Annotated in this window: 16 protein-coding genes and 2 pseudogenes; 3 read left to right on the top strand and 15 right to left on the bottom strand. The window is 59.5% G+C overall.

From position 1 onward, the window contains the following. Positions 1–14: 14 nt before the first annotated feature. The 3 genes from rpoD to rpsU form a co-directional block, all read right to left on the bottom strand. Positions 15–1,865 (bottom strand): RNA polymerase sigma factor RpoD, encoded by a 1,851-nt coding sequence (rpoD, locus tag GJU48_RS22190; RefSeq protein ID WP_094951992.1) that lies wholly within the window; start codon positions 1,863–1,865, stop codon positions 15–17. 67 nt (positions 1,866–1,932) lie between these two features. After that, a complete protein-coding gene (gene dnaG, locus GJU48_RS22185) occupies positions 1,933–3,903 on the bottom strand; it encodes a DNA primase (RefSeq protein WP_094951991.1) in 1,971 nt (656 codons plus the stop codon). Positions 3,904–4,345: 442 nt separating this feature from the next. Beyond that, positions 4,346–4,561, bottom strand: coding sequence for a 30S ribosomal protein S21 (rpsU, locus tag GJU48_RS22180; protein ID WP_002551877.1), 216 nt, complete (start codon positions 4,559–4,561; stop codon positions 4,346–4,348). Positions 4,562–4,764: 203 nt separating this feature from the next. Here rpsU and tsaD point away from each other — a divergent pair, with 203 nt between their 5' ends. Next, the gene (gene tsaD / locus GJU48_RS22175; RefSeq protein WP_094951990.1) at positions 4,765–5,790 is read left to right on the top strand and encodes a tRNA (adenosine(37)-N6)-threonylcarbamoyltransferase complex transferase subunit TsaD; all 1,026 of its coding nucleotides are present in this window, start codon (positions 4,765–4,767) and stop codon (positions 5,788–5,790) included. Between the two features lie 43 nt (positions 5,791–5,833). On the opposite strand, the gene plsY is transcribed toward tsaD, so the two are convergent. Next, a complete protein-coding gene (gene plsY / locus GJU48_RS22170) occupies positions 5,834–6,403 on the bottom strand; it encodes a glycerol-3-phosphate 1-O-acyltransferase PlsY (RefSeq protein WP_094951989.1) in 570 nt (189 codons plus the stop codon). A gap of 72 nt (positions 6,404–6,475) precedes the next feature. Here plsY and folB point away from each other — a divergent pair, with 72 nt between their 5' ends. Next, a complete protein-coding gene (folB, locus tag GJU48_RS22165) occupies positions 6,476–6,829 on the top strand; it encodes a dihydroneopterin aldolase (protein WP_026140135.1) in 354 nt (117 codons plus the stop codon). After that, positions 6,820–7,323 (top strand): annotated as a pseudogene (folK, locus tag GJU48_RS22160) (2-amino-4-hydroxy-6-hydroxymethyldihydropteridine diphosphokinase); the annotation flags it as partial. The gene folB and the pseudogene folK, both read left to right, overlap by 10 nt. Positions 7,324–7,326: 3 nt before the next feature. Here folK and GJU48_RS22155 read toward each other — a convergent pair. The 11 genes and pseudogenes from GJU48_RS22155 to GJU48_RS22105 form a co-directional block, all read right to left on the bottom strand. Continuing rightward, positions 7,327–8,547, bottom strand: coding sequence for a multifunctional CCA addition/repair protein (locus GJU48_RS22155; RefSeq protein ID WP_155296079.1), 1,221 nt, complete (start codon positions 8,545–8,547; stop codon positions 7,327–7,329). A gap of 63 nt (positions 8,548–8,610) precedes the next feature. Then, complete coding sequence (locus tag GJU48_RS22150; RefSeq protein WP_094951399.1) at positions 8,611–10,176, bottom strand: SpoVR family protein; 1,566 nt, start codon at positions 10,174–10,176, stop codon at positions 8,611–8,613. Further along, positions 10,173–11,444: a YeaH/YhbH family protein gene (locus GJU48_RS22145; protein WP_094951400.1), complete on the bottom strand. Its 1,272-nt coding sequence runs from the start codon at positions 11,442–11,444 to the stop codon at positions 10,173–10,175. Before GJU48_RS22145 ends, GJU48_RS22150 begins: the two co-directional genes overlap by 4 nt. A 113-nt stretch (positions 11,445–11,557) precedes the next feature. Next, positions 11,558–13,480, bottom strand: coding sequence for a PrkA family serine protein kinase (locus GJU48_RS22140; protein WP_094951401.1), 1,923 nt, complete (start codon positions 13,478–13,480; stop codon positions 11,558–11,560). Positions 13,481–13,765: 285 nt separating this feature from the next. Next, entirely contained in the window at positions 13,766–14,134 is a 369-nt protein-coding gene (glpE, locus tag GJU48_RS22135) for a thiosulfate sulfurtransferase GlpE (protein WP_155296099.1), read from the bottom strand. Further along, positions 14,098–14,943: pseudogene (locus GJU48_RS22130) on the bottom strand (symmetrical bis(5'-nucleosyl)-tetraphosphatase); the annotation flags it as partial. The pseudogene GJU48_RS22130 and the gene glpE, both read right to left, overlap by 37 nt. After that, complete coding sequence (gene apaG, locus GJU48_RS22125; RefSeq protein ID WP_069551974.1) at positions 14,943–15,323, bottom strand: Co2+/Mg2+ efflux protein ApaG; 381 nt, start codon at positions 15,321–15,323, stop codon at positions 14,943–14,945. The pseudogene GJU48_RS22130 and the gene apaG, both read right to left, overlap by 1 nt. A gap of 106 nt (positions 15,324–15,429) precedes the next feature. Beyond that, positions 15,430–16,242, bottom strand: coding sequence for a 16S rRNA (adenine(1518)-N(6)/adenine(1519)-N(6))-dimethyltransferase RsmA (gene rsmA / locus GJU48_RS22120; protein WP_094951404.1), 813 nt, complete (start codon positions 16,240–16,242; stop codon positions 15,430–15,432). Further along, positions 16,239–17,228, bottom strand: a complete 990-nt coding sequence (gene pdxA / locus GJU48_RS22115; protein WP_094951405.1) for a 4-hydroxythreonine-4-phosphate dehydrogenase PdxA — start codon at positions 17,226–17,228, stop codon at positions 16,239–16,241. The genes rsmA and pdxA overlap by 4 nt, the downstream gene beginning before the upstream one ends. Further along, positions 17,225–18,559 carry a peptidylprolyl isomerase gene (locus GJU48_RS22110; protein WP_094951432.1) on the bottom strand — a complete coding sequence of 445 codons (1,335 nt, stop codon included), beginning with the start codon at positions 18,557–18,559 and terminating at the stop codon, positions 17,225–17,227. The genes pdxA and GJU48_RS22110 overlap by 4 nt, the downstream gene beginning before the upstream one ends. Further along, on the bottom strand, positions 18,540–21,377 hold the full coding sequence (locus tag GJU48_RS22105) for an LPS-assembly protein LptD (RefSeq protein WP_094951406.1): 2,838 nt from the start codon (positions 21,375–21,377) through the stop codon (positions 18,540–18,542). Before GJU48_RS22105 ends, GJU48_RS22110 begins: the two co-directional genes overlap by 20 nt. Positions 21,378–21,476 lie beyond the last annotated feature (99 nt).

The raw sequence follows: 21,476 nt of genomic DNA, 5'->3' as shown, positions 1-21,476 counted from the left end.
CGGGGGTTCTGGTATCACTCGTCGAGGAAGGAGCGTAGATGCTCGCTTCGCGTCGGGTGGCGCAACTTGCGCAGCGCCTTGGCTTCGATCTGACGGATCCGCTCGCGGGTCACGTCAAACTGCTTACCGACTTCCTCAAGGGTGTGGTCGGTATTCATGTCGATGCCGAAACGCATGCGCAGTACCTTGGCTTCACGGGCAGTGAGGCCGGACAGTACGTCGCGAGTCGCTTCTTTCAAGCTCTCAACAGTGGCGACATCGATAGGCGACTGCATAGTCGAGTCTTCGATGAAGTCACCCAAGTGGGAGTCTTCGTCATCACCAATCGGCGTTTCCATGGAGATCGGCTCTTTAGCGATCTTCAATACCTTGCGGATTTTATCCTCAGGCATTTCCATGCGTTCGCCCAGCTCTTCCGGGGTCGGTTCGCGACCCATTTCCTGCAACATCTGCCGGGAAATACGGTTGAGCTTGTTGATGGTCTCGATCATGTGCACCGGAATACGGATGGTGCGGGCCTGGTCGGCGATCGAGCGAGTGATCGCCTGACGGATCCACCAGGTGGCATAAGTCGAGAACTTGTAGCCGCGACGGTATTCGAACTTGTCCACAGCCTTCATCAAGCCGATGTTGCCTTCCTGGATCAGATCGAGGAATTGCAGGCCACGGTTGGTGTACTTCTTGGCGATGGAGATCACCAGACGCAAGTTCGCTTCAACCATCTCTTTCTTCGCGCGGCGGGCCTTGGCCTCACCGATCGACATGCGACGGTTGATGTCCTTGATCTCGGCAATCGTCAGACCGGTTTCGGTCTGCAGCGCAGTCAGCTTCTGCTGGCAACGGATGATGTCGGGCTGCAGGCGACCAATGGCTTCGGCGTATTTTGCCTTGCCTTTGGCCAGTGCGTCGGTCCAGCTTTCGTCAACTTCGTTGCCCGGGAACTGGCGCAGGAAGTCAGTACGCGGCATGCGTGCATCACGTACACAGAGCTGCATGATTGCGCGCTCTTGGGCACGCAGACGCTCAAGGGCACTGCGAACACGCTCAACCAGGCCTTCGAATTGCTTCGGCACCAGCTTGATCGGCATGAACAGCTCAGCCAGGGCTATCAGCTCGGCGATTGCCAGCTTGTTGCCACGACCGTGCTTTTTCAGGGCCTTGCGGGTGATTTCCATTTGATCGGAAACCGCACCGAAACGCTGGGCAGCGACGATTGGGTCCGGGCCGCTTTCGACTTCATCTTCGTCGTCGGTGCTGGCTTCAGCCTCGTCGTCATCAGTGTCGTCGTCAGCTTTAACCGCCTTCGGGTCGACTGGCGGCGGTACTTCGGCGGCAGGCGGCGCAATGCCGTCGTCCGGGTCGATGTAACCGCTCAAGACGTCAGACAGGCGACCACCTTCGGTGGTGACGCGGGTGTACTCGGAGAGAATGTGGTCAACCGTGCCAGGGAAGTGCGCGATTGCGCCCATCACTTCACGGATGCCCTCTTCGATACGCTTGGCGATTTCAATTTCGCCTTCGCGTGTCAGCAACTCGACCGTACCCATTTCGCGCATATACATGCGCACAGGGTCCGTCGTGCGACCGATATCGGTCTCCACTGCTGCCAACGCTGCTGCTGCCTCTTCGGCCGCCGCTTCGTCGGTATCGGCGTCGGCCAGCATAAGGGAATCCTTATCTGGCGCAACCTCGAATACGTTGATCCCCATGTCATTAATCATGCGGATGATGTCTTCCACCTGCTCTGGATCTGAAATATCCTCAGGCAGGTGGTCGTTGACCTCCGCGTAAGTCAGGTAACCCTGCTCACGACCGAGTGTGATCAACTCTTTGATACGAGACTGCTGTTGCGCTTTTCCGGACATAACACCCTATCCACTGAAGGTCTTGGCGGGCAAAAAACAAGCCGAGGATTATACCCGAGCTATGACCTCACGCGCCAGCTGAGGTCGGGTTTGATGCGGAAACATTCTGTTTTAAGAGGTCGCGCATCTGTTTTGCTATCTGAATTTGCTCTTCAGCCGACAATCCCGGCTGTCTTGCTCTTTTGATGAGTTCGTCGAGGGTCTGCGTATGCTGACCCGCGGATAACCTAGTAATGGTGTCTAAAAACTGTTGTTCAAGGTTATCGCCGTCAATTAGCCACTCCTTTTCTGCGAGTGCTCTCAAGAGGCGGCCTTGTTCGGTGCCATGCCAACGAGCCATAAGCTGAATTGAGTTTAGCTTAGGATTTTTCTGTACCGCCCCGATCAAGGCGATCAGTACCTGCGCATAGGTGTTGCTTTCGTTGGCAAAATGATCAGCGCTCTCGACCTTCTTGGCCAATTGCGGGTGGTGGATAAGCGTGCGCAACGCAATAAGCGTCGGTGCTTCCACCGCCACTGGCGTACGTGGCGCGTAGGCTTCATCGCGGTCGCCGCGTTTGCCGTTCTTGCTCCAGGGTTTCTTATCCCATTTCTTGCCGCCGGCGCCGGGTTTCTTCGGTGTCCACTCCTGCTGGGGCGTGAACGCATCCTGCGGTTGGTGGAAGTCTGAATAGTCCGGCATGGCGTCGTAATCCATGCCCGGGTCGTACGCCGGTGGCGCATTTTGTGGTGCGTTGTGCACCAGCTGGCTGACGGCTTCACCGCTCAAACCGGTGATTTCCAGCAGGCGCATGCGCATCAGTGATTTCAGGTTGGCGCCCGGCACTTTGTCGATCAGCGGTGCTGCGAGGGTAGCCATATGGGCCTTGCCTTCGAGCGAGCGCGGGTCGGCTTCTTCGGTCAATTGCTGGAAGAAATAGTCCGCCAGTGGTTGCGCGTGTTGATTGATGCGCGCACGGAACGCGTCGGTACCTTCGGAGCGCACCAGGGTGTCCGGGTCTTCGCCTTCGGGTAGGAACAGGAAGCGCGCACGGCGGCCATCCTGCAGGCTCGACAGCGTGGCTTCGAGTGCGCGCCAGGCGGCGTTGCGGCCGGCCTGGTCACCGTCGAAACAGAACAGTACGTTGGGCACCACGCGAAACAGGCGTTTCATGTGTTCTTCGCTGGTGGCGGTGCCCAGGGTGGCCACGGCGTTACGCAGGCCTTGCTGGGCGAGCGCGATCACGTCCATATAGCCTTCAACCACGATGATTTCATCGAGGTTGCGGTTGTTTTTGCGCGCTTCGAACAGCCCGTAGAGCTCCTGGCCCTTATGAAACACCGGGGTTTCCGGGGAGTTCAGGTACTTGGGCTTGTCGTCGCCGAGTACGCGGCCACCGAACGCGATGATCCGGCCACGGCTGTCGCGGATCGGGAACATCACGCGGTCGCGGAAACGGTCATAGCGCTTGCCGGTCTCGGCGTTTTCCACCAGCAGGCCAGCGTCGATCATGGCTTTCTGCTGCAGGGTGTCGCTGCTCAGGTGCTTGTACAGGTTGTCCCAGCCGGGCGGCGCGAAACCCAGGCCGAAGTCCCGGGCGATTTCACCGGTGAGGCCGCGACCCTTGAGGTACTCAACGGCGGCCTTGCGCTGCGGATGGCTTTTAAGCGCCTGACGGTAGAAGTCGGCAGCGGCCGTCAGCAGCGGGTACAGCGGCGAGTCGGTGGGTTGGCGCGGCTTGTGCGGGCGGCCACTTTCTTCGCGAGGTATTTCCATGCCCGCGGCTTTCGCCAGTTCCTCGACGGCCTGGGGGAAGTCCAGGTTGTCGTGGTCCATGATGAAGCCGAGGGCATTGCCGCCCGCGCCGCAGCCGAAGCAGTAGTAGAACTGCTTGTCGGGGCTGACGCTGAACGAGGGGGTTTTTTCTTTGTGGAACGGGCAGCAGGCGGTGTAGTTCTTGCCAGCCTTCTTCATTTGCACGCGAGAGCTGACAACATCGACGATGTCGGTGCGGTTCAGAAGGTCGTCAATAAAGCTCTGGGGAATTAGCCCGGCCATGGCGTTCTCGTCATCACTGCGTGTCAATGAGGCCCGCGAAGTGCTCAGGCGCGCATTATGCGGCTCGATCAGCTTTCGTCTGGTTGGGCTGTCAGGGAGTGTATCTGCCGAACATTCACTGACGTTAATTTCTATCAGTGTTCGGCTTTGAAATGTTGCCCTGGCGTCCGGTGTTGGCCAATAAAGGGCCTCGGAAACGCATCGTTGGGCACAGCCGACACAGTTGATCGTCTGCTTAAAAGAATGAGTGTGCTCGTCAGTAGCCTTGTTAGGCTCGTCAGAAGAGACGCGCACCGCTGGCAAAAGAGCCAGTCCTGACGTTTGAAGCAGTGTCTCGGTCGCATGTGCGGCGTCGACGATGAAGCATCAAGCGATATCCGCAAATGCCAATAGCCCGGCTGAGGGCCGGGCTTGGCAGAAGCTTGCTACGTAAGTCTGTGTATTAGTACAGACGAACGGCGCGGCGCTGCTCGCGCTGAACTTTCTTAGCGTGACGCTTAACAGCGGCTGCTGCTTTACGCTTACGCTCAGAAGTTGGCTTCTCATAAAATTCGCGGCTACGAACTTCAGCCAGAACACCGGCTTTTTCGCAGGAGCGCTTGAAACGACGCAGAGCTACGTCGAAGGGTTCGTTCTCTTTTACTTTGACGGCTGGCATCCAGAGCTACCTTCTTTCATTACCGGGAATCAACGTTCTCATCGCAAAAAATTCGCGGCTGAGGTCGTCGGTTTTTAAGGGTTGCGGATGTTAACCCCTCATTGCCCGGAATGCAAAGCCTCTGATCGAAAACCGCTAGTCGGGAGGGGGAGTGGCGACTATTATGCGCGCCTTCGAATTCAGCCTCTACAAGGCGCAAACCCATGCTAGTACTGGGACTTGAAACCTCCTGCGACGAAACCGGTGTCGCACTTTACGACAGTGAACGCGGGCTTTTGGCCGATGCACTGTTCAGCCAGATCGACCTGCACCGCGCCTATGGCGGCGTGGTGCCGGAGCTCGCCAGCCGTGATCACGTCAAACGCATGCTGCCGTTGATTCGCCAGGTGCTGGACGAGGCTGGCTGCGTGCCGACCGAGATTGACGCGATTGCCTACACCGCCGGCCCCGGATTGGTCGGAGCCCTGCTGGTTGGGGCCTCTTGCGCCCAGGCGCTGGCGTTTGCCTGGGGCATTCCGGCCCTCGGCGTGCACCATATGGAAGGCCATTTACTGGCGCCTATGTTGGAAAAAACACCGCCGCAGTTCCCGTTCGTCGCTTTGTTGGTGTCGGGTGGGCATACGCAGCTGGTTCAGGTCGATGGGATCGGCCAATACACACTGTTGGGCGAGTCTTTGGACGATGCCGCCGGTGAAGCGTTCGACAAAACCGCGAAGATGATGGGCCTCAATTATCCCGGCGGCCCGGAAATCGCGCGCCTTGCCGAAAAAGGCGTCCCAGGCCGCTACACCTTCCCGCGCCCAATGTGTGATCGCCCGGGCCTGATGTTCAGCTTCAGTGGTTTGAAAACGTCTGCGCTGAACACCTGGCAGCAGAGCGTCAGCGCCGGGGACGACAGTGAGCAAGCCCGTTGCGACATCGCACTGGCGTTCCAGCAGGCCGTGGTGGAGACTTTGACCATCAAGTGCAAGCGTGCCCTGAAACAGGCGGGCATGAAGCGCCTGGTGATCGCAGGCGGCGTCAGCGCTAACAAAGCCTTGCGCACCTCGCTGGAAAAAATGCTCGGCGACATGCAGGGCGATGTGTTCTATGCGCGCCCTGAGTTTTGCACCGACAACGGCGCGATGATCGCCTATGCCGGTTGCCAGCGCCTGCAGGCCGGGCAGCATGAAAGCCTGGCGATCAGCGTGCAGGCGCGCTGGCCGATGGAGCAACTGTCGCCGCTGTAGGCCGTTGTATGGCCGCGACGTGAGCCGGGCTCATCGAACGTATTTAAAAATGCCGTTCGCGCCCGGCAAACAGGTCGCGTAAATTGCCGCGGTGGCGCCAGACGATCAGCAGGGTCAACACGCTCATCGGCAACAGCGCTGCCGGCGCTTGCCAGGCCAGCAAGGGCAGGGTGAGCGGCGTGGCGATCAATGCGGCCAGCGAGCTGGTGCGGGTCAGGTAGAACGTCAGCAGCCAGGCAAGCACTGCCAGTAACGCCGCTGGAGGGTAAATCCCCAGCAACATGCCGGCCGCCGTGGCGACACCCTTGCCACCGCGAAAGCGGAAGTACAGCGGAAACAGATGGCCGAGGACGGCGCACACGCCTACCCAGGCCTGCTGTTGCAGGGTGAGGCCGGCGAGGCTGGCGATGAGTACGGGCAACAGGCCCTTGCAGATGTCGCCCAGCAGCGTCAGTACGGCGAGTTTTTTGCCGGCCAGGCGCAACATGTTGGTGGCACCGGCATTGCCTGAGCCACTCATTCGCGGGTCGGGATTTCCCGTCAGGCGGCTGAGCAAAATGGCGAAGGACAGCGAGCCGAGCAGGTAGGCGAGAATCGCCAGTGACCAAAACATGCTAACTATTCCGGGCGAGGACGCCCTGATTCTAACGGGGCATCGCGCCCTTGTCGTGCTGCGGAGAAGAGCTTGGACAGAGTGTTTATCGAAGGCCTGGAAGTCGACACCGTGATCGGGGCCTACGACTGGGAGCGCGGCATCAAGCAATGCCTGCGCCTGGACCTGAGTTTTGCCTGGGACAATCGCCCGGCCGCGGCCGGTGACGACCTGACCCTGGCGCTCGATTACGCCAGCGTGTCCGCGCGTATCCAGGCCTTTGCCGAGCAGTCCCAGTACCAACTGGTGGAAACCTTTGCCGAGCGTCTGGCCGAAGTGCTGATGAGCGAATTCCAGATTCCTTGGCTGCACCTCAAATTGACCAAGCCAGGCGCCGTGCCGGCAGCCAAAGGCGTGGGCGTGGAGATCGAGCGCGGATGTCGCTAACTCAGGTTTACCTTGGCCTTGGCAGCAATATCGAGCGCGAGCCGCACCTGCGCGCTGGCCTGGACGCGCTGGCGAGCTTCTTGACCGACGTGCGCTGCTCGCCCGTGTTCGAAAGCCAGCCGGTGGGGATCAAGAGTGGGCCGTTTTTCAATCTGGTGGTGTCGGCCTATACCGACTTGCCGTTGATGGAACTTGATCGCCGGTTGAAATTTATCGAGGCCGACAATGGCCGCTATGCGCCCGACCGCAAAGGGCTGCCGCTGGATATCGACGTATTGCTGTATGGCGAGCTGGTGGGGAATTTCGACGGCTTGATCCTGCCGCGCGCAGAAATCCTGAAAAACGCCTTCGTGCTGTGGCCGCTGTCGTTGATGGCACCGGATCGCGAGCACCCCGAAGCGGGCAAGACATTGGCCCAGCTGTGGCGCGATGCGCAGATCGATCAAGTGCTGGCGCCTGTCGGCTTCGAGTGGCAGGGCCGGCAACTCACCCCGGCCCTAGTGTTCCTTGTAGGTTTTCAGCGCTTTGAGCCGTTCGCGCTTGAGCGCCTCGCCCAGTTCCGGGCCTTTGAAGCCTTTCTCCAGCAGGGGCGCGACCGCCACTTCGCGCGCAACCTTGGCCGCACCACGTAAATAATCCGCCTGTGGATAACTTCGTTGCTCAAGCCCCTTGCGGCCACGCGCATCCATTTCACAGCTCACCACGAATTCCTCAAAGCGTTGCGGCCGGCGATACACGTCGAAACTCTGCAGCAACTCCAGCAATGTCGAAGCTTTTAGCTCCAGCGCTCGATGGCCATGAGTGTGATATTGGCCCACCAGCAGTGCCAGCTCCTGGCAGTCCTTCGGCACTTTGAAGCGCTCATTGACCGCCTTGATCAGCTTCAAGCCCGTATGCTCATGAGCAATATGCTGCGGCAACTTATCCACAGGTGTCAGGCCCTTGCCCACGTCATGCAGCAAGCAGGCCCAACGCACCGTGAGCGGTTGTTTGTGCAAGGCGGCCTGTTCCAACACGCTCAAGGTGTGCAGGCCGGTGTCGATTTCGGGGTGATGGGCCTCGGGCTGTGGCACGCCGAATAGCGCGTTCACTTCCGGCATCAGGGTTTTCAGCGCATCGCAGTCACGTAGCACCTGAATAAACACCTGTGGCTGATCTTCCATCAGTGCCCGGGAAATTTCCTTCCAGCTGCGTTCCGGTGTCAGTGCTTCCAGTTCGCCGGATTCGCTGAGCTGGCGCATCAATTCCAGCGTCTCAGGAGCGACCGTGAAACCCAGGTGCGCATAACGCGCCGCAAAGCGGGCAACACGCAATACGCGCAGAGGATCTTCGGCGAACGCCGGGGAAACGTGACGCAAAATGCGCGCCTCCAAATCGCTCTGGCCGTGGTACGGGTCGGTCAAGTTGCCGTCATCGTCCTCAGCTATGGCGTTGATGGTCAGGTCGCGACGAATCAAGTCTTCTTCCAGCGTGACCTCGGGGCTGGCATGAAACACAAAGCCGCCGTAACCCCGGCCACTCTTGCGTTCGGTGCGGGCGAGGGCGTACTCATCGCCGTTTTTCGGGTCGAGGAATACCGGGAAGTCAGCGCCCACCGGCTTGTAGCCCTTGGCGAGCATTTCTTCAGTGGTCGCGCCGACCACAACGCGGTCGATGTCAGTGACCTTGATGCCGAGCAGGCGATCACGCACCGCGCCGCCAACTGTGTAGATTTTCATGAAAAAGCCTCCATTAGCGGCACAGGATAACGCCTGTGCCTCACCAATGGAGGCTTTGGTGTTTCAGAGATGAACGACGGCCAAGTCCAGGCGGCCGTAGTCGTTGTCGTTGTGATCGCTGCGCGGTGGCACGTGGTGAGTCTTCATCACTTGGTCGCCCTGCAGGGTTTCCAGGTGAATGTCGAAGCCCCACAACCGGTGCAGGTGCTTGAGCACTTCCTCGGTGGATTCGCCCAAGGGTTTGCGGTCGTGCTGCTGGTGACGCAAGGTCAGCGAGCGGTCGCCGCGCACATCGATGCTGTAAATCTGAACGTTGGGTTCGCGGTTGCCCAGGTTGTACTGCGCCGCCAGGGTTTCACGGATGGTGCGGTAGCCGGGTTCGTCGTGGATGGCCGGCACCACCAGATCATCCTTGAGGTCGTCGTCCATGATGCTGAACAGCTTGAGGTCGCGAATCACCTGGGGTGACAGGTACTGCAGGATGAAACTCTCGTCCTTGAAGCTGCTCATGGCGAACTTGATGGTCGACAGCCAATCGCTGCCGGCGATTTCCGGGAACCAGCGGCGGTCTTCTTCGGTGGGGTGTTCGCACATGCGCCGGATGTCGCGGTACATGGCAAAGCCCAGCGCATAGTGGTTGATGCCGCTGTAATAGGGGCTGTCGAAGCCGGGTTGGAACACCACGCTGGTATGGGAGGTGAGGAACTCCATCATGAAACCGTCCGTGACCAGGCCCTCGTCGTACAGGTCATTCATCAAGGTGTAGTGCCAGAACGTCGCCCAGCCTTCGTTCATTACCTGGGTCTGGCGCTGTGGATAAAAGTACTGGGCGATCTTGCGCACGATACGCACGATTTCGCGCTGCCAGGGCTCCAGCAGGGGCGCGTGTTTTTCCAGGAAGTACAGGATGTTTTCCTGAGGTTCGGCGGGGAAGCGTGCATTGTCTTTGTCGCTGTTCTTGCCGGCGCGCTTTGGAATGGTGCGCCACAAATCGTTGATCTGCTTCTGCAGGTGCTCCTCGCGCTCCTTCTGGCGCAGGCGTTCTTCCTCGGCGGAAATCGGGTATGGGCGTTTGTAGCGGTCGACCCCGTAATTCATCAGGGCGTGGCAGGAATCGAGCAAATCCTCCACTGCATCGATGCCGTGGCGTTCCTCGCACTGCATGATGTACTGCTTGGCGAACACCAGGTAATCGATGATCGAGCTGGCATCGGTCCAGGTGCGGAACAGGTAGTTACCCTTGAAGAAGCTGTTGTGCCCGTAGCACGCGTGCGCCACCACCAGTGCCTGCATGCAGATGGTGTTTTCTTCCATCAGGTAGGCGATGCACGGGTCGGAGTTGATCACGATCTCGTAGGCCAAACCCATCTGGCCACGCGTGTAGGACTTCTCAGTGCTGAGGAAGTGTTTGCCATAGGACCAATGGTGATAGCCCAAAGGCATACCCACCGAGGCATAGGCATCCATCATCTGTTCGGCGGTGATCACTTCGATCTGGTTGGGGTAAGTGTCCAGAGCATAACCGGCCGCGATACGGCTGATTTCCCGGTCATAGGCCTGGATCAGTTCAAAGGTCCACTCGGACCCGGTGGAAATGGGTTGGCGCTTATGCTCTTTTTTGGCGGTCATGTCACTAACCTGCGCTGGAAGAGTTCACGGAAGACCGGGTAGATATCGCCGGCCGAGACCAGTTGCTGCTGGGCGAACGTGTCGGCAAAGGCTTCGCCGATGCGTTCATATTCGAACCACAGGGCCTGGTGCTCACGAGGGGTAATTTCGACGTAGGTGTAGTACTGCACAAACGGCATGATCTGGTTGATCAGAATGTCGCGGCAGATCGGCGAATCATCATTCCAGTTGTCGCCGTCGGAAGCTTGGGCTGCGTAGATATTCCACTCATTAGCCGGGTAGCGTTCGGCCATGATTTCCTGCATCAGCTTCAACGCGCTGGAGACGATGGTGCCGCCGGTTTCCCGCGAATAGAAGAACTCTTCTTCGTCGACTTCCCGGGCGCTGGTGTGATGGCGGATAAACACCACATCGATCTTGTCGTAGTTCCGCTTCAGGAACAGGTACAGCAGGATGAAGAAGCGCTTGGCAATATCCTTGGTTGCTTGGGTCATCGAGCCGGACACGTCCATCAGGCAGAACATCACGGCCTTGGAGCTCGGGTTGGGTTGTTTGACCAGCAGGTTGTATTTCAGGTCGAAGGTGTCGAGGAACGGCACGCGGTGAATCCGCGCGCTGAGTTTCTCGATTTCCACTTCGACTTCCTGGATATCGCCGAAGTTGTCGGGCTCTTCGCGTTTTAAACGCGCCAACTCTTCCTTGGCCTGCTTTAGTTTGGCGCGGCTGCTGCCGGACAGGGCGATACGCCGGGCGTGGGCCGAGCGCAGGGTGCGGATGATGTTGATCCGCGACGGGTTGCCCTCATTGCTGATCCCCGCGCGCACGGTCTTGAAGGTGTCGGTGCCGGTCAGGTTGCGTTTGACCAGGTTGGGCAGTTCCAAGTCTTCGAACATGAACTCCAGGAATTCTTCCTGGGTGATCTGGAACACGAACTCATCCATGCCTTCGCCAGAGTTACCGGCCTTGCCTGGGCCTTTACCGCCGCCACCGCCTTGCGGGCGTTGGATATGTTCGCCGGTGGTGAATTCCTTGTTGCCGGGGTGCACGACGGTTTGTTTGCCGCCGCGCCCGTGGTGCAGCACCGGTTCGTCGATGTCGCGTCCGGGAATGCTGATTTGCTCGCCATGCTCCATATCCGTAATGGAGCGGCGGCTGACGGCCTCTTCAACGGCCTTTTTGATGTGGTCACGGTAACGCCGCAGGAAACGCTGACGGTTTACCGTGCTCTTGTTCTTGCCATTGAGGCGTCGGTCGATCACATAGCTCATGGGGAGCCCTCCGGGCAGCTTCACGTTACAAGCTTCAAGCCGCGAGCTGGAAGCTTAGAGACAAGCGGTCAGCTGCCAGGCCAAAGGCCCGGCAGCGCGCGCCTGTCGCTGCCTTACTGTGATTTACGAACCCGCAGGTACCACTCGGAGAGCAGCCGTACCTGTTTGTCGGTGTAGCCACGCTCGACCATTCGTGTAACGAAGTCGTTGTGTTTTTGCTGATCCTCCTTGCTGGCCTTGGCGTTGAAGCTGATGACCGGCAGCAGATCCTCGGTGTTGGAGAACATTTTCTTCTCGATGACCACCCGCAGCTTCTCGTAGCTGAGCCAGGTAGGGTTCTTGCCGTTGTTGTTGGCGCGGGCGCGCAGCACGAAGTTGACGATTTCGTTGCGGAAATCCTTCGGATTGCTGATGCCGGCCGGTTTCTCGATCTTCTCCAGCTCCTCGTTGAGGGCCACGCGGTTGAGGATCTCGCCGGTTTCCGGGTCGCGGTACTCCTGGTCCTGGATCCAGAAGTCGGCGTACAGCACGTAGCGGTCGAAGATGTTCTGGCCGTACTCGCTGTAGGACTCCAGGTACGCGGTCTGAATTTCTTTGCCGATAAACTCGATGTAGCGCGGCGCCAGGTATTCCTTGAGGAAGCGCAGGTAGCGTTCGCGGGTTTCGGCCTGGAACTGTTCCTGTTCGATCTGCTGCTCCAGCACATACAGCAGGTGCACGGGGTTGGCGGCGATTTCGTGTGGGTCGAAGTTGAATACCTTGGAGAGGATCTTGAACGCGAAACGTGTGGAAAGGCCATTCATGCCCTCATCCACGCCCGCAGTGTCGCGGTATTCCTGGATCGACTTGGCCTTGGGGTCGGTGTCCTTGAGGTTTTCGCCGTCGTAGACGCGCATCTTCGAATAGATGTTCGAGTTCTCCGGCTCCTTGAGGCGCGACAGCACGGTGAACTGGGCGAGCATCTTCAAGGTGTCAGGCGCGCAATGGGCCTTGGCCAGGGAGCTGTTGAACAACAACTTGTCGTAGATCTTGATCTCATCGCTGACGCGCAGGCAGTACGGCACCTTGACGATGTAGATCCGGTCGATGAAGGCTTCGTTGTTCTTGTTGTTACGGAAGGTGTGCCATTCCGATTCGTTGGAGTGGGCCAGCAGGATCCCGGTGAACGGAATCGCGCCCAGGCCTTCGGTACTGTTGTAGTTACCTTCCTGGGTGGCGGTCAGCAGTGGGTGCAGCACCTTGATTGGCGCCTTGAACATCTCCACGAATTCCATCAGGCCTTGGTTGGCCCGGCACAGCGCGCCCGAGTAGCTGTAGGCGTCGGCGTCGTTCTGTGGGAACTCTTCGAGTTTGCGGATATCGACTTTACCCACCAGTGCCGAGATGTCTTGGTTGTTCTCATCGCCCGGTTCGGTCTTGGCTACGCCGATCTGGTTGAGGACCGACGGGTAGAGTTTCACCACGCGGAACTGGCTGATATCGCCGCCAAACTCAGCCAGGCGCTTGGTGGCCCAAGGCGACATGATGGTATTGAGGTAGCGCCGTGGGATGCCGAAGTCTTCTTCGAGGATCGCGCCATCTTCCGTGGCGTTGAACAGCCCGAGAGGCGACTCGAAGACCGGCGAGCCCTTGATCGCGTAGAAGGGCACTTTCTCGATCAGTTGTTTGAGTTTTTCCGCCAGGGACGACTTGCCGCCGCCGACGGGGCCGAGCAGGTAGAGGATTTGCTTCTTCTCTTCCAGGCCTTGGGCGGCATGGCGGAAGTAGGAGACGATCTGGTCGATGCATTCTTCCATGCCATGGAAGTCTTCAAAGGCCGGGTAGCGGCGGATCACCTTGTTGGAGAATATTCGCGACAGGCGCGAATTGTTGGCGGTTTCCACCAGCTCCGGCTCACCAATTGCCAATAGCAGGCGTTCGGCGGCAGACGCGTAGGTGCTGCGGTCCTGTTTGCACAGCTCGAGATACTCTTGCAGCGTGAGTTCTTCCTGCTGGGTGGACGCGAAGCGTTGTTGGAAGTGGCTAAAGATACTCATGACGTCGTCACCTCGCTCGATACGTGGAGCCGACGCCGGGTCAATCAGTCGATGCTGGCAGTCATTGGTGATCAACCAATGGCCGTTTTCCCCCCAAACACCCTGAAACGCTACCGATGACCCGTACGCCGGTGTACCGGCTCTCCCCTGATTCGGATGGCCTGCGCTTAAGGATAGTTCGGAATCCGGGAGGTCAAGGCGGGATACGTAATTAGTTTGGCTGCGCCGTTCGTCAGAAACGGCGCGAGCCCAAGCGTCACGCGGGGTAGCGGGGTGTGAAAAAAATTATTGCGAATCGCTGGAGGCAATTTCCGCAGGATAGGTCGCACGCCACAGCTCAAAGCCGCCGTCCAGGCTATAGACGTCGGAGAAGCCCTGGCTGATCAGATAGGCCGCTGCGCTCTGGCTGGAGTTGCCGTGGTAGCAGGCCACGATCACGGGCGCGTCGAGGTCGGCGGCACGGATGAAGTCGGCAATGCTGTGGTTGTCCAGATGCTGCGCGCCGGTGATATGGCCAGCGGCGTGAGCCTGAGGGTCGCGGATGTCGACCACCACGGCACCTTGCTCGCGCAGGGCCTGGGCTTGTTCGGGAGGGATACGTTTGAATTCGCTCGGCGCTTGGTGGCAGCCGGCAGTGTAACGGGAAGGGGAGATTCGCACTGGCAGCTCAGGCGCTCGCCGGTGTCGATGTTCATCAGGGTCATGCTACCGCCCCACACGCAGCCGGTGTCGAGTGCGAATACGCCGGGTTCATTGCACTTGCCCTCAAGGGCTGCCCAGTGGCCGAAGATGATCTTCGTGTCACGGGTCTTGCGTTCCTTGTGCGCGAACCACGGCTTATAGCCGGGCAGTGCGGTGTCGGCGCCTTCCTTGCTTTTGAGGTCGAGCTTGCCCTCTGCAGTGCAGAAGCGCATGCGTGTGAAATAGTTGGTGATCACGCGCAGGCGGGCCAAGCCAGTGAGGTCGTTGTCCCACTTGACCGGCTCGTTGCCGTACATGCCGTCGAGGTAGGCGGTGTACAGGCTGTCATCGGTCAGGGCGCTCTCGACTTCGGCGGCGCACTTGAGGGCTTTTTTCAGCGTCCACTGCGGCGGGATACCGGCATGGACCAGCGCCATGTTGCGGCCTTCGTCGTAATGCATGAGTTTCTGCCCACGCAGCCACTCCAGCAGCTCGGTGCGATCCGGCGCTTCAAGGATCTCACGCAGGGTGTCGCCCTTTTTCAGGCGCTCGATGTTATTGCCGGCGGCCAGCAGGTGCAGGTCATGGTTGCCCAGTACGCACACCAGCGATTCGCGCAGGCTATATAAGTAGCGCAAAGTCTCCAGAGACTCGGGGCCGCGATTGACCAGATCCCCCACCAACCACAGGCGGTCGCTTGCCGGGTTGAAGGCCACCCGCTCCAGCAAGCACTTGAGGGGCTCCAGGCAGCCTTGCAGGTCGCCGACCGCGTATGTCGCCATCAGTGCAGGGCTCCAGGCACTGCGAGGCGGAACGGCGCGATGATGGCGTCGAACAACTTACCGTCGGTGGCCTTCATCTGATACGAGCCCTGCATGGTGCCGACCTTGGAGGTCATGACCGTGCCGCTGCTGTAGGTATGGCTGGCGCCAATGTCGATCAACGGTTGCTGACCAACCACACCGGCGCCGCGCACCTCTTCGACCTGGCCGTCACCGTCGGTGATCACCCAGTGGCGCGACAGCAGCTTGGCCGGCACCTGCCCGTTGTTCTTCACCGTGATGGTGTAGGCAAAGGCGAAGCGGTTGTGTTCGGGTTGCGATTGGTCCGCGAGGAAGCGGGTGACGACGCTGACGTCGATCTGGTAGCGAGGATCGGACATGCAAGAGGCCTTAAAAGCAAAAGCGGAGGACAGCAGATGCGGATCAGTCTAGGCCATGAGGAGGGCACTAGGCCAGACATGCTGTCTGGCCCATGCTTGGCAGGCTTTAGTCCGCGGCTGGCGCAGGCTGGATGGCAAGCTGGTCGGCCAGGCGCACGAACGCGGCCAGGTCCAGTTGCTCGGGGCGCAAGCTGCCATCGACGCCGGCGGCTTCGATTTCGGCGTTGCTGAGCAGCGCCTTGAGCGTGTTGCGCAGGGTCTTGCGGCGTTGGTTGAACGCCTCGCGTACCACGCGCTCCAGCAGCTTGTGATCCTTGGCTGGGTGGGGCAGCACGGCGTGAGGCACCAGGCGCACGATGGCCGAATCGACCTTCGGCGGCGGGTTGAACGCGCCCGGGCCGACGTTGAACAGGTGTTCCACGCGGCAATGGTACTGAACCATGATCGACAAGCGGCCCCAATCACCACCGCCGGGACCTGCGGCCAAGCGCTCAACCACTTCTTTTTGCAGCATGAAGTGCATGTCGCGGATGATCCCTGCGTTGTTCAGCAGGTGGAAAATCAGCGGCGTGGAGATGTTGTACGGCAGGTTGCCCACTACCCGCAGGCTGTTGGGCGCAGCGTTGAGGCTGTTGAAGTCGAACTTCAGTGCATCGCCCTGGTGCAGGTTGAAGTTGGATTTGCCGGCGAACTGCTGGTTGAGGATCGGGATCAAGTCCTTGTCCAGCTCCACGACGTCCAGTTGGCCGCCACTGGCCAGCAGGCCTTGGGTCAATGCGCCCTGGCCCGGGCCAATTTCCAGCAAGCGGTTTTCGGGCTTGGCATGGATGGAGCGCAGGATACGGTCGATCACGCCGGCGTCGTGCAGGAAGTTTTGCCCGAAGCGCTTGCGCGCCCGGTGTTGGTAATGCTCAGTCATATACGGGTCTCGGCCATCTGATAGGCGGTTTCCAGGGCCACGTGCAGGCTGCCGGTATCGATCTTGCCGCTGCCCGCCAGGTCCAGGGCAGTGCCATGGTCGACGGAGGTGCGGATGATCGGCAGGCCCAGTGTCACGTTGACTGCGGCGCCGAAGCCTTTGTATTTCAGCACGGGCAGCCCTTGGTCATGGTACATCGCCAGCACTGCGTCGCAGTGCTCCAGATATTTGGGGGTAAACAGAGTGTCAGCAGGCAGTGGGCCACGCAGGTCCATGCCTTCTTGGCGCAGACGCTCTAATGTCGGTTCAATGATGTCGATTTCTTCATGGCCCAAGTGGCCGCCTTCACCGGCGTGGGGGTTGAGCCCGCAGACCAGGATGCGCGGTTGGGCAATGCCGAATTTGTGTTGCAGGTCGGCGTGCAGGATGCGCGTGACGCGCTCCAAACGCTCGGCAGTGATGGCGTCGGCGATATCACGCAACGGCAAATGCGTGGTCACCAGGGCCACGCGCAGGCCGTGAGTGGCCAGCATCATCACAACTTGGGCGGTATTGGTCAGCTCGGCGAGGAATTCGGTATGGCCGGAAAAGGCGATGCCGGATTCGTTGATCACACCCTTGTGCACCGGGGCAGTGATCATGCCGGCGAAGTCGCCGTCGATGCAGCCCTGGCCTGCACGCGTCAGGGTTTCCAGCACAAATGCCGCATTGGCTTTGTTCAGTTGCCCGGCAATCACCTTGGTCGCAAGTGGGGTGTCCCATACGTACAGGCTGCCCGCAGGTGCCGGCAGGTCGGGCCAGTTGCCTGGCGCCACGTCCAGCAGGTTGACAACCACGCCCAACTGCGCGGCCCGCTCAAGGAGCAGGTCGCGGCTGGTAATGGCAATCAGGGGGTGTGGCTGAGGTTGCGAGGCGAGCAGCAGGCACAGGTCTGGACCAATGCCGGCCGGCTCGCCGGGTGTTACCGCGAAACGCTGGGGTTTCACTGCGCTGCCTGGTCGGTGCCTGTTTGCTCGGCGCCTGGCAGCTTGTTTTCTACGTAGGCTTCGTCACGGATCTGACGCAACCAGGTTTGCAGCTCTTCGTCGTACTTGCGGTTACGCAATACGGACAGTGCTTGTTGCTCGCGGGCCTGGGTGGTGTTGTCGGTGGCGCGACGGCCAAGGACTTCCAGGACGTGCCAGCCATATTGGGTCTTGAACGGCTTGGACAGCACGCCTTGCGGCGTATCGGCCATTACTTGCTGGAACTCAGGCACCAAGGCTTTCGGGTCGATCCAGTTCAGGTCGCCACCGTTGAGGGCCGAACCTGGGTCTTCCGAGAAGCTCTTGGCCAAGGTGGCGAAATCTTCACCGCCTTCGATGCGGTCATAGATCTTCTGGGCCAGTTCCTTGGTTTGTGCTTCGGTGCGAATTTCGCTTGGTTTGACCAGGATGTGACGAACATGTACTTCGTCTTTCAGCGAAGTCTCGCCACCGCGTTTTGCCAGCAGCTTGAGGATGATGAAGCCACCCGGTGTGCGTGCTGGCTGGGTGATTTCACCCGGCTGCATGGCGCTCAGCTCGCGGTCGAACGGAGGTGGCAATTGAGCGGCTTTACGCCAGCCCATGTCACCGCCGTCCAGGGCGTTGTCGCTGCCCGATACCGCGATAGCTGTTTGGGCGAAGTCAGCGCCAGCCTTCAGGCGGTCATAAACTGCCTGGGTTTTGGCGGCGGCTGCATTGAGCTGCTCGGCGTTGGCGCTGTCCGGGGTTGGAATCAGGATATTGGCCAGGTGCAGTTCTTCGGAGAGCTGCATCTTGCCAAGGTCCGAGGCCAGGAAGTTCTTCACTTCCTGCTCGGAAACCTGAACCCGCTCGGCCACACGGCGCTGACGCACACGGCTGATGATCATTTCGCGGCGGATCTGGTCACGGGCGTCCTCATAGGACAAACCGTCGCGGGCCAGGGCAGCGCGGAACTGGTCAATGCTCATGTTGTTGCGTTGAGCGATGGTGCCGACGGCCTGGTTCAGTTCTTCGTCCGAAATACGGATGCCGGAACGATCGCCGATCTGCAGTTGCAGGTTTTCGACGATCAGGCGCTCCAGAACCTGTGGGTCCAGCACGCTGGTAGGCGGTACACCGCCGCCACGCTTGGCGATGGTTTGCTGAACTTCCTTGACCCGTTGGTCCAGTTGGCTCTGCATGATCACGTCGTTATCGACAATGGCCACTACCTTGTCCAGCTGTTGAACCGCAGCGTGTGCCGATGCGGTCCCCAGGAACAGTGCGCCCAGCACTAGCGGGCGCAGACAATCAGAAAGCTTGATCTTCACGTTCACGATAACCTTGAATGCCTTTGTCGAGGAAGCTCTCTACCTTGGCGCCAGTCAGGCCGCCGAGTCCTTTAAGGACGATCTGGAAGAAGAGCCCGTGGTCACCCTTTTCGTTCAGCGGGGCGATCTGGCTGTATTCGTCGTTGGAAACCCAGTAACGGTTGATGACGCGCAGTTTCCAGCAGCAGTTGTCGTACTCGAAACCACCAAAGGCTTCCAGGGTACGGTTGCGGGCATAGTCATACTGCCAGCGGGTGATCAGGTTCCACTGAGGAATGATCGGCCACATCATCGAGAAGTCGTGTTGCTGGATTTTGTAGTAATCCTTGATGAAGTTCGGTTGGCCCGCAGTACCGTAATCACCACCGAACTGCCATTTGCCGGTCAGCTGGTTGTAGACCACTTGGTCGTTACGATAGCGGTAGCCGACGTTGATGATCTTGTTCGGGTTGTCTTCCGGCTGGTAGTGGAGCATTGCGCTACCGGAACGAGGGGTGTGTTCCTCAGTGTCCCAGTTGTAGTCGGCAGTGGCGCGCCAGTCGCGGTTGAAGCGGAACTCGTATTCCAGGGCAACTGGCGATACGTCAGACTGTGCGTCGGCACGGTCAGAGGCGAGGATGCCCGGCAGTTGAACCTGGCGATCCTTGAAGTACACCGCCTGGCCTATGGCCGCGCGTTGACGTTCGAAGCCATTCTCTTCGATCCAACGGCTGGTTAAGCCCAGGGACAGCTTGTTCTCGTCGCCGATCCGGTCGTTGCCGCTGAAGCGGTTGTCGCGGAACAGAGAGGCGTAGCTGAACGAGTACTCGCTGGTGTCGAACACCGGGATATCGCTCTGGTCCTTGTTCGGGACATAGAGGTAGAACGCGCGCGGTTCCAATGTCTGGCGATAGTCTTTGCCGAACCAGTTGGTATTGCGGTCGAAGTACAGGCCGCTGTCTACGCTGGCGATTGGGATTGCGCGGTCTTGGTTGCTCTTGAAGGTGCCACCGGCATAAGGGTTTGCCGCAGTGGCGGCTGCTTGCGCAGCAATAATTTCGTTCTTGCCCTTGGTATCAAGGTCCAGATCGTACTTGGTGTAGACGTACTTGAGCTTCGGCGTAATGAAACCGTAGGTCCAGTTCATCGGGTATTCGACGGCTGGTGCTACGTTCAGGCGAGTACCGTTTGCACGGGTCAGACCTGTTACGTAGTCATCCAGACGCTTATCACCTACAGCAACACCGTTCGCAGCGAACGGGCCACCGTCCTTGTCGAAAATGGTGCCGCTCCTGAGGTCCCGGTCAAACCGAACAGCCTCAGTCTCATAGGTAAAGTTCACGCCACCCGGGTGGTACGGCAGCATCCCATTGAAGGTGATCTGCGGCAGCCGGTCATACGGGGTGATCTGGGAAATCGTCGCCAGTTGGTAGGCCTGAACGTTCAGGCGCGCCTGGTAGCTGTCACCGCGATAGGTCAGGGAACCCTGCTGGTTGACGAAGTCCTGGGTTTGGATGCCTTCCTGGTAGGACTTCAAGTCCTGGTAGTAGAACGGATCGCTGATCTTGGTGTAGTCGACCTGGGTCGCCAGACGCGAATCCAGCCCGCCCTTATGCTGCCAATTGAGCATATAGCGAGTTTTTTCGTAATCAGTCTGTTTCTTCCGCTCGTCGCTGTCGTCGTTCAGGTACGCGCCGCCGAACTGACCTTCGCTGGATTTGGTGAGGTAGCGGAATTCGCCTTCCATCAACAAACCGCGCTTGGTCATGTATTGCGGGTACAACGTGGCGTCGTAGTTTGGCGCCAGGTTGAAGTAGTACGGCGTGACGAGCGTGAAGCCGGTTTCGCTGCCGGTGCTGAAGCTCGGCGGCAGGAAGCCGGATTGACGACGATCGTCGATCGGGAAATAGATATACGGGGTGTACAGGATCGGAATGTTCTTGACCCGCAACGTCGCGTTGGTCGCCGTACCGAAACCGGTGGCCGGGTTCAACGTGATGTTGTTGCCTCTGAGCTGCCAGGCGTTGCTGTCCGGCTCACAGGTGGTGTACGTACCGTCCTTGAGACGGATGATCGCGTTCTCGGCACGCTTGGCGTACAGCGCGTTACCGCGGATACGCGATTTGTGCAGCACGTATTCGGCGTTGTCGATCTGGGCGGCGCCAGTATCGAGCTGGACCTCAGCGTGGTCACCAACGATCAGAGCGCCGTTGTCGCGCAAACGAACGTTGCCGTTCAGCTCGCCACGGTTCTCGGCCTGATACAGGCTGGCTTCCTGAGCCTCCAGCTGCATGCTGCCCTGGCGCATGACGACGTCACCGGCCAGGGTTGCGATCTGTTGTTCTTGCTCGTAACGAGAGGCCTTGGCACCGATGAAGGTCGGCGCATCGCTCTTGTCCGTCTTGTCGTTCATGCCAGGACGCATCGGCTCGATGTACGCGCCGGCGCAATAAGGACCGGTTTCGGCCAGCTGGGCTGCAGTCAGCTTCTCGCGCGGTACCCAGTCCAAGTGGCTGTAGTCGGCGCTGCGCGCACGCAGGCCTCGGCCCTTGGCTTCGGTGACCAGTGCGGTCTTCGGTTCGGCCTCGGCGCTGCCACCAGCATCGGCTTGCGCCGTGCTGCCGGCGGAGCTGACGGCTGCGCCGTCATGCACCGGGCGTGGTGGCAACGGGGCTGCGGCGGTTTTTGGCGCGCAATCCCAGGCACCCGAAGCAGAGACTGAGCAGTCATACTGTTCCGCGGCGACCACGAATGAGGTGGCGAAAGGTTGCATGGCCAGCAGACTGCCGGTTACCAGCAACGGAAATTTTCTACGAAACGCGGGGGATTTCAATGCCATCTTATTAGTCCGGGCTTCCTGCGTGCCATCTGCCCGCGGTTTGGGCCGCACGCCTCTCGATGGTCTGAAAAAGATGCGTGATAATAAAGCATGACCCGC

It is taken from the genome of Pseudomonas sp. IB20, from assembly GCF_009707325.1.
Classification (GTDB): domain Bacteria; phylum Pseudomonadota; class Gammaproteobacteria; order Pseudomonadales; family Pseudomonadaceae; genus Aquipseudomonas.
Note: the sequence above shows the minus strand (reverse complement) of the source record. Positions and strands in the feature narration are given on the sequence as shown.